Here is a 16,358-nt window from a genome sequence, read left to right on the forward strand (position 1 = left end):
CACTCGCCGACGCGCAACAGACCAAGGAGCACTGCCATGTTGAACTGGATCGATTACCGTCAAGAACTGTTCGGCCGGTTCGGCGAGATCGCCAAACTGTCGCCGGATACCGTCAGGGGCTATCAGGCGTTGTCGAGCGCCGGCCAGAAGAAGGACCTGCTCGGCGCCAAGACGCGCGAACTGATTGCGCTTGCGGCGGCGGTCAGCCTGCGTTGTGACGGCTGTATTACCGTGCACACCGCCGAAGCGCTCAAGCATGGCGCGACGCGCGAGGAAATCGCCGAAGCGCTGGGCGTGGCGGTCGCGATCAATGCGGGCGCCGCGATGGTGTACTCGGCTCGCACGATGGATGCTGCCGCGGCTTATACGGCGCAGGCAGCTGAAGCAGCCCAAGGCGCGGCGGAATAAGCGGCCGCACTGCGAGCCGCTTAAGTAGCCGACGCAGCGGATGCGGCCGCAGCCGCATAGGCGCCCGCTCCGCCAATCGCGCCCGGGGGATGCCACGACCAGGCACCGCGTTCACAGTCCGTGCTGTTCTCACGTGGTGTCCAGCCGGCGTCGGCTTGCTGCGGTTGGCTGCGGCTGGCTTCGCTGACGGCTGCCGCTACGCCGCCGGATGCCGCGCCTCTTCAAGCTGCTTGCGGCGTGGCTCACCTTGCCGCTCCAGCATCCAGCCCGGATATTCCGCGGGCAGCGTGCTGACCTGATCGAGCTTCGCAAGCTCATCCGCGGTGAGCGAAACGCCCGTCGCGGCGATATTGTCGTCGAGCTGCTCGACCTTCTTCGCGCCGACGATCACCGTGGTCACCACCCGTTGATGCAGCAGCCACGCTAGCGCGATCTGCGCGACCGACACTCGCTTTGCCTCGGCGATGTCGCGCATCACGTCGATACAGTCATAAGCGCGCTCGCGATCGACCGGCGGAAAATCGAACGTCGTGCGGCGGCTGCCCGTTTCGCCCTGCTGCTCACGTCCATACTTGCCGCTCAGTAAGCCGCCCGCAAGCGGACTCCACACCATCAGGCCGAGGCCTTCGCTGTGCAGCATCGGCGCGAGTTCCCGTTCGAGGTCGCGGCCCGCCAGCGTGTAATACGCCTGCAGCGTTTCGAAACGCGCGAGCCCAAGGCGCTCGGAAATGCCGAGCGCTTTCACGATCTGCCACGCGGCCCAGTTCGACACGCCCACATAGCGCACATGGCCGTGCTGCACCAGCGTGTCGAGTGCGCGCATGGTTTCCTCGATCGGCGTGGCCGGATCGAAACCGTGGATCTGATACAGGTCGACGTGATCGAGTTGCAGACGCTTCAAGCTCGCCTTCACACCGTCGATGATGTGATAACGCGAGGCGCCGCGCGCATTGGGAAACTCGCCCGTCTGGCCGAAGACCTTGGTGGCCACCACCACTTTGTCGCGCGGCACCTTGAGATTCTTCAGTGCCTGGCCCGTGATCTGTTCGGACAGGCCCTCCGAGTAGACGTCGGCTGTGTCGATGAAATTGATGCCCGCGTCGAGCGCCCGGCCGACCAACCGCTCCGCGTCCCCCTGCTGCAGATCGCCGATCTGCTTCCAGATGCCCCCGCCGCCGCCGAAGGTCATCGTGCCCAAACATAATTCTGAAACAAACACACCGGTACGGCCCAACTGGTTGTATCGCATCGTCGAGACTCCAACGTGGTTCGTGGATGGGTGAGGCGTAGAGAGTACTGCAATTGGCAAAATCCGGCAGAGCGAGCGGCAAGCTGTGCCCCGCGGCAAAAATTGCCGTAGCGCAGGCTCTCCATTGCGACATAAATGCCGATCTGTAGCGCTCGGCAAAACGCGTGGAAACCTGCCAGACTGGTTCCTGATCCTTGCAACCGGTTGCCTTCGGCGCCCTCTGGATATGGCACGCCCCGCCCCCATCTACGCGAGCATGACTTCGGCTTCCACTACCGCCGCCTTGGGCGCGGCGTCCGCCAACGCATCCGTCGCGACACCCGCCATCGGGCTCTCGACGGCCGGCGCGCTCGCCGATTTCCATCCGGCTGTCGCGAGCTGGTTCCTCAAGACCTTCCCCGCGCCGACCGACGCGCAAGCCGCCGCGTGGCCGCAGATTCGCCGTGGCCGCTCCACGCTGGTGGCCGCGCCGACGGGTTCGGGCAAGACGCTCACCGCCTTCCTGTCCGCGCTCGACGATCTGGTCCAGCAAGGCCTCGCCAACGGCGGCGCATTGCCGGACGAAACGCTGGTGGTCTACGTGTCGCCGCTGAAGGCGCTCTCCAACGACATCCGCCTCAATCTGCAACTGCCGCTGCAAGGCATCGCCGCGGAACTCGACGCGAGCGGCTTGCCGCCGCTGGATATCCGCACCGCCGTGCGCACCGGCGACACCACGCAGCAGGAACGCAACGCGTTGAAGAAGCGCGCGCCGCATATTCTCGTGACGACACCGGAATCGCTTTACGTGCTGCTCGGTTCGGACTCCGGCCGCCGCATGCTTTCGACCGTGCGCACGGTGATCGTCGACGAAATTCACGCGCTCGCCGGCAGCAAGCGCGGCAGCCATCTCGCACTCAGCCTCGAGCGGCTCGACGCGCTATGCCAGCGGCGCTTGCCGCGTATTGGCCTGTCGGCGACACAAAAGCCGGTAAGCGCGGTCGCGCGCTTTCTGGTGGGCGGCGGCAGCATCGACAGCGGCATTCCCGCCGATTGCGCAATCATCGACGTGGGTCATATCCGCGAACGGGACCTCGCGCTCGAAATCCCGCCCGTGCCGCTCGAAGCGGTGATGCCCAACGAGGTATGGGAGCGCGTCTACGACCGTCTCGCCGAACTGGTGGCGATGCACCGGACCACGCTGATTTTCGTCAACACGCGCCGCATGGCCGAGCGCGCCGCGCGTCATCTGACCGAGCGGCTGGGCAAGGATATGGTCGCCGCGCATCACGGCAGCCTCGCCAAGGAACATCGTTTCGACGCCGAGCAGCGCCTGAAACGCGGCGATTTGCGGGTGCTGATCGCCACCGCTTCGCTGGAACTCGGCATCGATATCGGCGACGTCGACCTGGTCTGCCAGATGGGTTCGCCGCGCGCGATCGCACCGTTCCTGCAACGCGTCGGACGCTCGGGCCATCACGTGGGCGGCATGCCGAAAGGCAGGCTGTTTCCGAATTCGCGCGACGATCTGATCGAATGCGCCGCGCTGCTCGATTGCGTGCGACGCGGCGAACTCGACGCGCTGCGGATTCCGCGCGCGCCGCTCGATGTGCTCGCCCAGCAGATCGTCGCGGAAGTGTCGAGCGCTGAATGGAGCGAGGACGCGCTGTTCGAGCTGATGCGGCGCGCCGCGCCGTACGCGGACCTCGAACGCGAACAATACGACGCCGTGCTGCGCATGCTCGCCGAAGGCTACACGAGCCGCAACGGTCCGCGCGGCGCCTATGTTCATCGCGACGTCGTGAGCGGCACGCTGCGCGGCCGGCGCGGCGGCAAGCTGGTCGCCGTCACGTCGGGCGGCACGATTCCCGAGAACGCCGACTATGCCGTCGTGCTCGAACCGCAGGCGATCAATATCGGCACCGTCAACGAGGATTTCGCCGTCGAAAGTCTGGCTGGCGACGTGTTTCAACTCGGCAACGCGTCGTACCGGATTCTGCGGATCGAAAGCGGGCGCGTGCGTGTCGAAGACGCGCAAGGCCAGCCGCCGAATATTCCTTTCTGGCTTGGCGAGGCGCCGGGGCGCAGCGACGAACTGTCGTTCGGCGTCGCGCGATTGCGCGAACAGATTGGGCGTCTTCTAGATGGCGTGGGAACGGCGGCCGGTTTGACGGACACGACCGGCACCGAGGTCGAAACGCTCCCCGCCCGCATCGACCACGCGATCGACTGGCTCGTCGACAACCTCCATCTCGACGAAGCCGCCGCCCGCCAGATCGTCGACTATCTTGCCCGCGCGCGCGCCGCGCTCAGCGTGCTGCCCACACAAAACACGCTGGTCATGGAGCGTTTCTTCGACAAATCCGGCGGCACCCAGCTCGTCATTCATGCGCCGTTCGGCAGCCGGGTCAACCGCGCGTGGGGCCTCGCGCTGCGCAAGCGCTTTTGCCGGACCTTCAACTTCGAGCTGCAAGCGGCGGCCACCGAGGACGCGATCGTGCTGTCGCTGACCGGCAGCCATTCCTTCGTGCTCGACGACGTGTGGCGCTATCTGCATTCGAACAGCGCCGAGCATCTGCTGATTCAGGCGCTGCTCGATGCGCCGCTGTTCGGCGTGCGCTGGCGCTGGAACGCGACTACCGCGCTCGGTCTGCCACGTTACACCGGCGGGCGCAAAACCGCACCGCAATTGCAGCGCATGCGCAGCGAAGATTTGCTGGCGAACGTGTTTCCCGAGCAGGCTGCGTGTCTGGAGAACGTCGTCGGCGAACGCGAGCTGCCGCATCATCCGTTAGTGGACCAAACCGTCGACGACTGTTTGCACGACGCGATGGACAGCGAACGCTGGCTTGCGCTGCTGCGCCGTATCGAACAGGGCGACGTGCAACTGGTCGCACGCGATTTGCCGGCGCCCTCGCCGCTCGCCGCCGAAATCCTCAACGCCAAACCGTACGCCTATCTCGACGACGCGCCAATCGAGGAGCGCCGCACGCAAGCCGTGCTGAACCGCCGCTGGACCGACCCGTCGAGCGCCGACGATCTCGGCGCGCTCGATGCCGAAGCCATCGACAGCGTGCGCGACGAAGCATGGCCGCAGGCGCGCAACGCCGACGAGATGCACGAAGCGTTGACCGGCCTCGCCTGCATCACCGAGACCGAAGCGCGGCGCAACGAAGGCTGGCCGGCATGGCTCGCGTCGCTGGCCGAATCCGGCCGCGCCACTCGCCTGCAACTGGCCGGCGACTCGGCCGTGTGGCTGCCTGCCGAACGCCTGACCTGTTTTCAATCGCTCTATCCCGACGCCCGCTTGGCGCCGCCCGTTGCCGCGCCGAAAGGCTACACGGAGACCTGGAACGCCGACGATGCCCTGATCGACGTGCTCCGTGCGCGCCTGACCGGTTTTGGGCCGTTGCCGGTCGGCGCGATCGCTGAAGCGCTGAAGTTGCCGGCGGCATCGGTCGAACAGAGCCTCACGCGCCTCGAAGCCGAAGGCTACGTGATGCGCGGCCGCTTCACGCCGCAAGCCGCCGAGGAAGAATGGTGCGAACGGCACCTGCTCGCGCGGATACACCGCTACACGGTGAAACGCCTGAGGCGCGAAATCGAGCCGGTGGAACGGCACGATTTCATGCGCTTTCTGTTCGAGTGGCAGCATCTGACGCCGGACACGCGCAGCGAGGGGCGCGACGCGCTGGCCGCGGTCCTCGAACAGCTCGAAGGCTACCAGGCCGCGGCGGGCGCATGGGAGGAAGACATTCTGCCCACGCGCGTGAAGGCCTACGCGAATACTTCGCTCGACGAACTATGCCGCGCCGGCAAAATAGTCTGGACCCGCCTGACGGAACGCGCGCGCGGCGCCACCGGGCCGGTCCGCAGTACGCCGATCGTGCTGTTGCCACGCGCGCAGGTCCGCGTGTGGAGCGCGTTGCTCGATCCGTCGAAGCAACCGGAGTTGTCGGCGCGCGCGCAAAGCGTGTATGACACGCTCGTGCAACACGGCGCAATGTTCTTCGATGAATTGCTCGCCGAAGTTCGCGTATTGCGTATGGAATTGGAGAGCGCGCTGGGCGAGTTGGTGGCCGCGGGGCTCGTGAATTCGGACAGTTTTGCCGGCTTGCGCGCCTTGCTGAAGCCCGTGGCCAAACGCAACGCGTTTTCCAGCAACCGGCGCGCGCGCTCGAGTGCGCTGATCGGCGGCATGGACGACGCCGGACGCTGGGCGCTGGTCAGCCGGCCCAGCGCCGTTGCGGCGTCAGAGACCGTGCCGGAGCGCCGCCGGCAGTTCCCACCCGAAGTGCTGGAACATGTCGCGCTGACGCTGTTGCGCCGTTATGGCGTGGTGTTCTGGCGTCTGCTCGAACGCGAGGCCGAATGGCTGCCGCCGTGGCGAGACCTGCTGCGCGTTTTTCAGCGGCTCGAAGCGCGCGGCGTGATTCGCGGCGGGCGCTTCGTGAATGGTCTCGCCGGCGAACAATTTGCTCTGCCCGAAGCGATTCCCGTGCTGCGAGAAGTGCGGCGGCATGCGAACGACGGTGCTTTTGTGTGTGTCGCCGGGACCGATCCGTTGAATCTCGCGGGCACTTTGCTGGTCGGCGAACGTGTGCCCGCTGTGACGGGAAACCGGATTCTGTATCGCGACGGCGTTGTAGTGGCCACGCTCGTGTCAGGGGCTTTCTGGTTCGAACCGTCGCTGGAAGCGGTTCCCGTCGAAAGGGAAAAGGCTCGCGCGTGGCTGGCGCGACGGTTTTAGTTGTTTAGAATGTGCGCGGGTTGCCGTAAATCACCTGTGCCTGACGGGAAGAGCGCGGGAAAGAGCACGTAAAAAAGCACCTGAAAAAGCCCTAAAGATGGAAGTCTTACTGACCGTTAATCTTTATAAGCCCTAATTCCAATCGCTTCGCTACAATGGGGACAGTCTTAAGTATGATGAAGACTGTTTGCCGACTCCGCCTTCACGGCGGCCACCGGCACACACCGCCCGGGGATCTCATGAACGACGACCAACACGAGCAGGTGCTTTATGCCCAGTTCGGCACAAGCAGCCCATGCTGGCGTCTGTCGAACGACAGCAACGCGCTAGAACTCACGCCCGTCACCGGCGACATGCCGGCCAATGTCGCCATTCCGCTGAATCCTCAGCAGGCCTCGCAAATCCGCTGCCTCACCGGCGTGACCTCGCATCTCGTCCTCGACGTGCGGCTGTTCGGCGAACCGCTGCGTTTGCATCTGGTCGGCAAAAAGCTCAGCAGCAACAGCTGGGCCGGCACCGCCTCGGCTTATGACGACACCGAATCCGTCGCCCGCGATCTGGTCCACGGCCTCTCGTTCGCCGAGCAGGTCGTGTCCGAAGTGAATTCGGTCGTCGTGATCGTCGACCGGCATGGCCGAATACAACGCTTCAACCGTCTTGCCGAAGAACTCACGGGCGTCAAGGAAGAGAACATCATCGGCCGCAATGTATGGGCGTTGTTCATGTCCACCGAAGACGGCGCGGCCTCCAGCCAGAACATTGCAGGCTTCTTCAATCGCGGCGTGTCGTACGAAGTCGAGCGGCGCGTCAAGACGGTGCATGGCGAACGGCTCTTTCTGTTCCGCAACAAGTTCGTCCACAGCGGCAGCGGCGTCGAGGAGCAATTCCTGATCTGCTCAGGCACCGACATCACCGAGGAACGGCTCGCGCAGGAACGCCTCACCGAACTGGCGAACACCGACTCGCTCACCGGGCTCGCGAACCGCAACGCGATCCAGGACAAAATCCGCACCGCCATCGAAGACGCCGCGCCGGGCGAAGCGGTCGGCGTGCTGTTCCTCGACCTGGACAACTTCAAGAAGGTCAACGACCACTACGGCCACGTATTCGGCGACCGCCTGATCCGCGACGTGTCGTCGGCCATCAGCGAGTGTCTGAATGAAGGCGATACGCTCGCGCGCCTGGGCGGTGATGAATTTATCGTGCTCGCGACCAAGGGTACGGCGCACCAACTCGAAACCACCGCGCAGCGCATTCTCGAGCGCATGCGCACGCCGTTCGCCCTCGGGCTCGTGGAGGTCTACACGGGCTGCTCGATCGGCATCGCGCTGTATCCGGAACACGGCGACAGCCTCGAGTCACTGATCCGTTCGGCCGACACGGCCATGTACGTCGCCAAGGACGAAGGCAAGCGCACGCACCGCGTGTTCTCGCCGGAAATGAACCGCCGGGTCGCCGAGTACATGTGGCTCGACACCAACCTGCGGCGCGGCCTCGAAGAGGGCCAGCTGACGCTGCACTACCAGCCGAAACTGTCGCTCGCCACCGGCGTGGTGCAAGGCGTCGAAGCGCTGGTGCGCTGGAATTCGCCGGAGCGCGGGCAGATCATGCCCGCCGAGTTCATCCGTTACGCGGAAGAGTCCGGGCTGATCGGCGTACTCGGTCGCTGGGTCATGGTAACGGCCGCGAAACAGGCCGCCAAATGGAAGGCGGACGGCTACAACCTGCGCATCGCGATCAACGTGTCGGCGCGGCAACTGGTCGATACGGCCGTGGTCCGCCATTTCAGCGAGGCGCTGCAGGCCGCCAATCTCGATCCCTGCCTGATCGATCTCGAACTGACCGAGAGCTGCCTGATCGAAGACGAAACAGCCGCGATCGATCTGATCAAGCAGTTCCGCCAGCTCGGCGCGCAGGTTCATCTGGACGATTTCGGCACGGGTTATTCGTCGCTGTCGCAGCTCGGCCGGATTCCGCTCGACGTCATCAAGCTCGACCGCAGCTTCGTGCGCTCGATCAACGCCGACACCAAAGCGCAGGCACTGGTGCGCTCCATGGTGGCCGTCGCGCAGGAATTGAATTTCAAGGTGGTCGCCGAAGGGATCGAGACCGAATCGGAAGAAGTGTTCATGAAGGGCTTGGGCGTGGATTACGTGCAGGGCTTCCTGTACGGCCAGGCCATGCCGACGGCTGAATTCGAACGCTGGTTGCAGGATAGACAGAAGCTCAGGCTGATCGCCTGAGCTTCCGGACCGTCCCCCTTACGGCTTATTGTGTTCGAACCCAGGTCAATTCAGCCGAAATTGGCCGCGCTGGCCGTCTGGCGCAGGTTCGAGGTGCGGCGGTTCTGCAGCATCACCAGCCGCTCCATGAAGGCGAGATCCTTCTCCTCGATCGTGAAGGCGGCGTCGACCCAATCCTCGGTGATTTCCATCAGCTCGGCGCGCGAGAGTTGCAGCACGCGCTGGCGCGCCCGCAGCATCGCCCGGATGCCGTTCATTTTCGGCTTGAGCGTGTCGATGAAAGTACGGGTCGCCATATAGGCTTCGCCCGGTTCGAACAGCTGATCGACCAGACCTTTGCCGTAGTGCCATTCGGCCGTGTGCGATTCGCCGACGCCGATCAGCTCCTCCGCGAGCCGCATGCCGGCCTTGCGCGCCACCAGAGAATAACCGCCCATGCCCGGGAACAGATTGAACGCGATCTCCGGGAAGCCCATGCGTGCGTCGTTCTGCGCGAGCAGGAAATGATGCGCGAGCGCGGCCTCGAAGCCCCCACCGAGTGCCGTGCCTTCCACCATCGCGATCGAAATCGCCCCCGTGTCGAATCCCCGTGACGCCGCATGCACGCAATCCACACAGGCCCGTGCATAAGCCATGAGCGCCTGACGCTTGCCGGCGCGGATCGCATCCGCGAAGAAATCCAGATCGCCGCCGACGTTGTACATGGTCGGAATCAACGAACCGGTGACCCAGAAATCGATCGGCAATCCCGACTCTCGTGCTGCCTGCGCGAGTTCCAGGATGTCATGGACCAGATCGAGATTGAAACAGGGACGCGGCTGCGCCCGCAACATCATCCACATGACGTTGCGGCCTTCTTCGTAGTAAGCCGAAATTTGCGAAAGATTGCCGGCTTCGAGGAACGGGCGGCAGGCGTGGTGGTTATGCAGATTCATTTTGAACGGTCCTTTTAAGGTTAAACACTGGTATTGCAATGCGAGCCTAAAGCAGACCGGAATCGGATGGGAGCGGGGTAACCAACAGATGAATGCAAGCCGCGTTCAAAAGCCCGCCAGCAGGCGTTCTGCGGGAAAGAGGAAGGTCGATGGCATGTGGCGCGCACGCAAACGCTTGCGCACCGAAGATGGGCGAAATTGAACCCACAAAAAGGCACGCGGCGGCAATCAATATGCGCCCGCGCCAGGATTGAATTTCTTGCCGGATCGAAAAAAGAAAGAAATAGTCGCCGATTAGAAAATGCAATCGAAAATGATCAGCGACGAATGGTTTTTTCTCTGATTGGTGGGCTAACAGACGGTGTATCCACTTCGCATGATCAAACGTGGGCGGCCCACCGCGCGCCGCGCCTTTGCATCAGCGTCTTATTGCAAACGCGCGGACCAGTGGCCGGCTGCTTCCGCGCTCATCCCGACGGCGAGCGCCGCGGCGAGAATCTGCGCCCACGTGGCCGCGTCCACGGGAATACCCTCGACCTCGCGTTGCGCGCGCGTCACGCGCTCGGGTTCGCCGGGCTCATAGATACGGTCGACGCCCGATGCGAGCGGCGAGGCCTTCACCCAGTCGATGAACGCGTCGGCTTCGGCTTGCGCATCGGGCGCGTCGAACGCAGCCGGATCGATGATCACCGACAGCATGCAGTTGATGATCGCGTTGGTCGTGCCGAGCGTGGTCGAGTGCGTTGTAAAGCCGCCCGACAGCGCGCCGCCGAAAATCTCGCACAGGGCCGCGAGCCCGAAGCCCTTGTGCCCGCCGAACGGCGTCAGCGAACCGAACGGCGCTTCGTGCATGACTTTGGGTTCGAGCGTGGCGCGGCCCTCGTGATCGATCAGCGCGCCGGGTTGCACCTGCTTGCCCTGGTTATAGGCGACGCGCGTCTTGCCATACGCGACCGTGCTGGTCGCGAAGTCGAGCACGAGCGGCGGCTTGCCGGGCCGCGGATAAGCGGCGCAAAACGGGTTCGTGCCAATGCGCCGGTCCGCGCCGCCGAACGGCGCAACGAGCGGATCGCCCGCCACGTTGACGAAATGGAACGACACGAGACCGGCACGCGCGCACTGTTCGGCCCAATGACCGATGCGCCCGATGTGATGCGCGCCGCGCAAGCCGACCGCGCAGATGCCGATGCGTTTGGCGCGTTCGATGCCCTGCTCCATGGCCTCGAACGCCACCACCTGGCCGAAGCCTCGGCCGCCTTCGACCGTCAGCACGGCGCCCGCGTCTTTCACCACGTCGGCATGCAGGTTCAACTGAAGCTCGCCGTCGGCGAGCGACGCCACATAGCGCGGAATCATCCCCACGCCATGCGAGTCGTGACCGGTCAGATTCGCCGCCACCAGATGATCGGCGACCAGCTCCGCTTCGCGTGGCGTGCTGCCCGCCTTTTCCCAGATCGCCCTCACATAGGCATGCAATTGATCGGCCGGAATCCGGGGCGTGGCGGGTTGAGCGGTCGAGTTATCGGTCATTCACAGTGTCGGCGGACGTGACGGGTTCAGGGCAAACGACGGTCGAAGAGATGGCTCAAGGCGCGGCGGCGATCACCTCGGCGACCGCGGCCGTGAGCTTCTTGCCGTACGGTACGTGCAGGAACTCGTTCGGCCCGTGCGCGTTCGACTTCGGTCCGAGCACGCCGCACACCATGAACTGCGATTTCGGGAAGCCCGCCTTCAGCACGTTCATGAGCGGGATGGTGCCGCCCTGCCCCATGTAGGCGACGTCGGCGCCGTAGTGCTGGCGCGACGCGTCGTTGAGCGCCGTGGCAAGCCACGGGGCGAGGTCGGGCGCGCTCCAGCCGCTTGCCGCGCCGGCGTCAGGCTTGAACGTCACCTTGGCGTTGTACGGCGGATCCAGTTCGAGCAGCGCCTTCAGTTCGGCGACGGCCTTCTCCGCCTCGATCATCGGCGGCAGACGCAGCGACAGCTTGAACGCCGTGCGCGGACGCAGCACGTTGCCGGCATCGGCCAACGCGGGCAAGCCGGCCGCGCCGGTTACCGACAGCGACGGACGCCACGTCGAATTGAGCAAGGCCTCCTTCGGATCGGTGGTGGTGGGCAGCACCTGACGGCCGTCCTGGCCGCAGGCCCACGGCAGCTTCTTCCAGACGTCGTCGCCGAGAATCTGGGCGGTGGCTTCCGCTTCGCGCAGACGGTCCGCCGGGATATCGACGTGAAAACCCTTCGGCAATAGCGTGCCGTTGGCGGAGTCTTCGAGACGGTCGAACAGTTGCCGCATGATGCGGAAGCTCGACGGCGCGATGCCACCATAGCCGCCCGAGTGAATACCTTCGTCGAGCACCTGCACTTCGAGGTCGCCGGCGACCAGTCCACGCAGCGAGGTGGTGAGCCACAGTTGATCGTAGTTGCCCGCGCCCGAATCCAGGCACACGACCAGACCCACTTTGCCGAGCCGCTCGCGCAGCGCGTCGACGTACGGCAGCAGATCGTAGCTGCCCGACTCCTCGCAGGTTTCGATCAGACCGACGCAACGCGGACGCTCGACGCCTTGCGCGTCCAGCGCGGCAAGTGCGGTGATGCTCGCGTAGATCGCGTAGCCGTCGTCGGCGCCGCCGCGGCCGTAGAGCTTGTCGTTCTCGAGCTTGGGCGTCCACGGCCCGAGGTCGTTGCGCCAGCCGTCGAACTCGGGCTGCTTGTCGAGGTGGCCGTACAGCACGATGGTTTCCTCGCTGCCCGAACGGGTCGCCGCCGACTCGAAGAAGATCACCGGCGTGCGGCCCGGCAAGCGAATGATTTCGAGTTTCAGGCCGCGCACCGGCTGCTGTTCGGCCCATTGCGCCGCGTCGGTGATCACGCGCTCCAGATAGCCGTGCTTGACCCACTCGGGATCGAACGCCGGACTCTTGGCCGGCACGGCGATGTAGTCCGTCAGCGCGGGCACGATCTCGTCGTTCCACTTGCGGTCCACGAATTCGCGTAGCGTCTCGGGGTTGATGCGTTGAGCCTGCTGGGTATCGTCGGAGATCATGATGGCGGTCCGTGGGGATCTGTTCTGTCGAAACGATCATGATAGACCCGATGCGGGATTGGCTGAACCCCTCGCCGCGCATCGGCTTGGTGAACGACCAGGGCGACTGGCCGTCGCAGCCGTCTCACGAACGGCATGCAACCTTTGCGGCGAGCTTACGCAAACAAAACAATCGCGCGACAATTGCGGCATAGGTCGCGTATCGGGAGCCACTTAATGGAGGGCAACGTCGTCGTGCAGGCCATCGCCGCGGTGCTGGCACTGGCGCTGTATTTTCTGCCGGCCCTGGTGGCGGACCGGCGCAAGCGTCATGACGTGCTGACGCTCGCGCTCTTCAATGCATGCCTCGGCTGGACCGTGTTCGGCTGGCTGCTTGCGCTCTATTGGGCGTTGCAACCAAACCCGCCGAAGAACATCGCGGGCGAGATCGTGGAGACGCGCAAGCTCGTGAGGATGCGAGCGTTTTCGTCCGCGCTGCTGGTGCGCGTGCAACGACGCGCAAGCACGCGGGATCGCTCGGAGAAGTGAATCTGGCGTGGCGTGGATGAAGCAGAAAACGGACTGGTCGGCCGAAGCACCGGCCGACCATGCGGGCTGTTCAGGCCGCGCGGCTCATGCGGTTCCACAGAACGGAACCGGCGGGAATCGAGCGCGGCTCGGTGCGCACGCTCGCGGGTGAAAACATCTCGCGGCGCAATTCGCCGTGTTCGTCGAACCATTCGCAAATCAGCCAGTCGCCGGGGTTGAGCGCCACTGGGCCTGCATACGTTACCGTCATGCGCGAGCCCCCTTCCTTCAATGTGACGACGTCGCCGACATTGAACTGGGCGGCTGGTGGTGTCTGGAATGCGTCAATGGTAGCGGTCAGCATATTCATCCCCCTACGGAACCGTTGTGCGGTATTTAAGTCATTGCGCCGGGTTTTTCGACTTTAGACCTGCTGAAGGAAAACGCTAAAAAGTTTGCCAAGATTAACAATCGAAATTAATCGCCGCAAGTGCTTTTTATTGATACCGTTTTCATCGACAGTGGAATTGCTTCCACCCTCGAGCTATCGATGGGCAAAACCGGGAAAACCCTTCAATGCCCCGCCAGGCCGCCCCTTCATGCGGCAGTGCACGATCGCAAAACTTACAGCGGCGAACTGCCGGCGGACAGCAGAAAATACGAACGTCTTTCGTCATATCTAATGCCCCGACCAGAACCATTCAGGGTTTATTCTGAGCCGCCACAAGCGAAATTACCTGTGAATGACTAACTCACCGGTAAATGCGCCATGCTTAAAATCGGCCTCGTTTAAAAAAACGCCTAATAATTTCCGATAGCTTTGTTGAAAACGATTCCCGCTTCCGGATTTTCAAACCGGTTGCGCCGAGCGGCGCAGCGCGATTTGCTGATGCCGCACGAGCAGCACGCTCAGGCCAATGCACACGAACATCAGCAGTGCATTGATTGCGAGGCTGACCTGGAACGCGTGCGCGTAATCGCCCGGTGCCGCGCGGCCGCCGATCGCGCCGAAGAACGCGCCGCTGATGGCCGCCGTGCCGAATGCGGAGCCGATCTGCAGCGTCGACGACACCACGCCTGAAGCAAGCCCGGCCTTCTCCGGCACGACCTCCAGCAACACGATGCGCATGATCGACGGCAGCAGCAAACCATGTCCGACGCCCGCGCACACCAGGCCGCAATAGAACAGCAGATCCGGCGTGGCCGACTGGCTGGCGGACCAGCCCGTAACCGTGAAGCCGACCGTCATCATCGAAAAACCGAGCGTGAGCACATGGCCGCCGATGCGCTTGACCACCGCCGGCGAGGTCAGCGGCCCGACCACGAAACCGATCGCGAACGGCATGATCGCCATGCCGGATGCGAGCGGCGTCCAGTGCAAGCCGGTTTGCAGGAAGATCCCGTAGGTCAGGAAAAACGCGCTATTGCAGTAGAACAGGAACGCGAGCACAAGCCCTAACGCGAAGGCCCGGTTGCGGAACAATTGCAGGTCCACCAGCGGATGGCCGCCGCGGCGCTCTACGCGCTGCTCGGTCATCACGAAGAGCGCGAATGCCGGGACGGCAAGCGCGAACATCACGAAGGTCCACGCCGGCCAGCCGGCTTCGCGGCCGTGCGTCATCGGGTAGATGACCAGCAGCAGTACGGCGGACAGCAGCGCCACGCCCTTCACGTCGATGCCGGTGCGCGTGGCCGGCTGATTCTCCGGCACGAACTTCCACGTGCCGACAAACGCGGCAATGCCGATCGGAATGTTGATCAGAAAGATGATGCGCCAGTCGAGCCCGAACGGGTGATACGTAATCAGCGCACCGCCACCCAATTGGCCGACGATCGACGACAAGCCGAACACGAAGCCATACAGGCTCATCACCTTGGTCTGCTGATGCAGCGGCACGACCGCGCGAATCGTCGCGAGCACCTGCGGCGCCATCACGGCGGCGGCGATACCCTGCACGATCCGCGAGATCACCAGCATGTGTCCGCTGGTCGCGAAGCCGCATAGCGCCGAGGCGACCACGAACGCCGCCATGCCCGTCATGAACATGCGGCGGCGGCCGAACAGGTCGCCGAGCCGCCCGCCCGTGATCAGCAGCACCGCGTACGCCGACGCATAGGCGGAAACGACGAGTTGCAATTGCGCGTCGCTGGCGTTCAGGCCGGTGTGAATCGAGGGCAGCGCGAGATTGACGATGAAGTAATCGAGCGGTGCGAGGAAGGCGCCGACGAACAGCACCGCCAGCGCAAGGCCCTGCCGTTCGAAACGCGGCTGAGCCTTGTCGACCGCTGCTACCACGCCCGTTGCCACGCCCGTTGCCATGCTCGCGGCCGGGGCGCCAGGACAGGTCACCGCTGAAGCTGCGGCGCCTTGGGGTCCAACGAATGCCGCCGGAGCGGACTTGATCGCTTCGCTGTTCATGACTGATCGTTCAAAAATTCGGCAAAAAAATTTAGACGAGCGCGCGCATGGCGACGTCCACGATTCCTATCAGCGCATCTTCCTTATGAGCGACCCGCCCCAGCACGCGCAGACCTTGCATCACGCAGAGGAGGAAATCGCCGACGGCTTTTTCGTCGAGTGTGGAGTTGAACGCGCCGCTCGCCTGGCCGCGAATCACCGACGCCGCCAGCAGCGTGGCCATGCGGCGCTGAATCGCGGCGACGCGCGTGCGCAGTTCTTCGTCGCCGGGCTGCATTTCCAGCGTGGTGTTGGTGATGAGGCAGCTGCGTTCGCCGGTCAGCGCGCACGCGACCCGCGCGTAATGCAGCAAAGCGTTGCGCAGCGCCTCTTCCGGCAGCACCGGCGCATTCAGCCGCTCGGCGAGCCGCGCGACCGAACCTTCCGCGTAGTGATCCAGCGCGGCCAGCATGATGCCGTGCTTGTCGCCGAATACGCCGTAAAGACTGCCGCGCAACAGGCCGGTGGCTTTGCACAGGTCGTCGATCGAGGTGGCGTGGTAGCCGTGGTTCCAGAACACCTGGCTCGCGCTCGCCAATACCGTGTCCGTGTCGAACTCGCGCGGCCGGCCCCGAGAGCAGACCTCGCCGGCTTTCTTCGCGGACTGTTTCGAATCGCCTGATTGCTTCATGCAGCGGATATTATGACTAACCGTTCAAGAAAGCAAGACGAGTTTCCGTAGGGCGCGGCACGAAAGCACGAAGGCGCGGAGCGCCGGCGGCATGGCGGAAAATCGTGCAGTGCAGTACAACGGTTAAAACCGCGTCGGCACTTTCGTTTTCC

11 protein-coding genes are annotated in these 16,358 nt (G+C 64.0%); 4 read left to right on the forward strand and 7 right to left on the reverse strand.

Annotated features, from left to right (window positions below; translation table 11 throughout):
* Positions 1 to 36: 36 nt before the first annotated feature.
* The gene (locus P0D73_RS29755; RefSeq protein ID WP_408434090.1) at positions 37 to 408 is read left to right on the forward strand and encodes a carboxymuconolactone decarboxylase family protein; all 372 of its coding nucleotides are present in this window, start codon (positions 37 to 39) and stop codon (positions 406 to 408) included.
* Positions 409 to 604: 196 nt separating this feature from the next.
* Here the strand turns inward: P0D73_RS29755 and P0D73_RS29760 are convergent, their stop codons facing one another.
* Positions 605 to 1,657, reverse strand: a complete 1,053-nt coding sequence (locus tag P0D73_RS29760; protein ID WP_408434093.1) for an aldo/keto reductase — start codon at positions 1,655 to 1,657, stop codon at positions 605 to 607.
* 226 nt (positions 1,658 to 1,883) lie between these two features.
* On the opposite strand from P0D73_RS29760, the gene P0D73_RS29765 reads away from it, so the two are divergent.
* A complete protein-coding gene (locus P0D73_RS29765) occupies positions 1,884 to 6,386 on the forward strand; it encodes a DEAD/DEAH box helicase (RefSeq protein ID WP_408434096.1) in 4,503 nt (1,500 codons plus the stop codon).
* Positions 6,387 to 6,625: 239 nt separating this feature from the next.
* Positions 6,626 to 8,629 (forward strand): cyclic di-GMP phosphodiesterase, encoded by a 2,004-nt coding sequence (gene pdeR / locus P0D73_RS29770; RefSeq protein WP_408179986.1) that lies wholly within the window; start codon positions 6,626 to 6,628, stop codon positions 8,627 to 8,629.
* A 50-nt stretch (positions 8,630 to 8,679) separates the two neighbouring features.
* On the opposite strand, the gene P0D73_RS29775 is transcribed toward pdeR, so the two are convergent.
* From P0D73_RS29775 to P0D73_RS29785, 3 genes are all read right to left on the reverse strand, one after another.
* Positions 8,680 to 9,564, reverse strand: coding sequence for a crotonase/enoyl-CoA hydratase family protein (locus P0D73_RS29775; RefSeq protein WP_132377413.1), 885 nt, complete (start codon positions 9,562 to 9,564; stop codon positions 8,680 to 8,682).
* A gap of 426 nt (positions 9,565 to 9,990) precedes the next feature.
* A complete protein-coding gene (locus P0D73_RS29780) occupies positions 9,991 to 11,094 on the reverse strand; it encodes a malate/lactate/ureidoglycolate dehydrogenase (protein WP_408434099.1) in 1,104 nt (367 codons plus the stop codon).
* Positions 11,095 to 11,149: 55 nt separating this feature from the next.
* Complete coding sequence (locus P0D73_RS29785) at positions 11,150 to 12,610, reverse strand: M20 family metallopeptidase (protein WP_132377416.1); 1,461 nt, start codon at positions 12,608 to 12,610, stop codon at positions 11,150 to 11,152.
* Between the two features lie 216 nt (positions 12,611 to 12,826).
* Here P0D73_RS29785 and P0D73_RS29790 point away from each other — a divergent pair, with 216 nt between their 5' ends.
* The gene (locus P0D73_RS29790; RefSeq protein WP_408179982.1) at positions 12,827 to 13,138 is read left to right on the forward strand and encodes a superinfection immunity protein; all 312 of its coding nucleotides are present in this window, start codon (positions 12,827 to 12,829) and stop codon (positions 13,136 to 13,138) included.
* Positions 13,139 to 13,208: 70 nt separating this feature from the next.
* On the opposite strand, the gene P0D73_RS29795 is transcribed toward P0D73_RS29790, so the two are convergent.
* The 3 genes from P0D73_RS29795 to P0D73_RS29805 form a co-directional block, all read right to left on the reverse strand.
* Complete coding sequence (locus P0D73_RS29795) at positions 13,209 to 13,481, reverse strand: YodC family protein (RefSeq protein ID WP_132377418.1); 273 nt, start codon at positions 13,479 to 13,481, stop codon at positions 13,209 to 13,211.
* A 486-nt stretch (positions 13,482 to 13,967) separates the two neighbouring features.
* On the reverse strand, positions 13,968 to 15,536 hold the full coding sequence (locus tag P0D73_RS29800; RefSeq protein ID WP_408434102.1) for an MFS transporter: 1,569 nt from the start codon (positions 15,534 to 15,536) through the stop codon (positions 13,968 to 13,970).
* Between the two features lie 31 nt (positions 15,537 to 15,567).
* A complete protein-coding gene (locus P0D73_RS29805) occupies positions 15,568 to 16,206 on the reverse strand; it encodes a TetR/AcrR family transcriptional regulator (RefSeq protein ID WP_408434105.1) in 639 nt (212 codons plus the stop codon).
* Between the last annotated feature and the right edge of the window lie 152 nt (positions 16,207 to 16,358).

Source organism: Paraburkholderia sp. RL18-101-BIB-B, assembly GCF_046026985.1.
GTDB lineage: Bacteria > Pseudomonadota > Gammaproteobacteria > Burkholderiales > Burkholderiaceae > Paraburkholderia.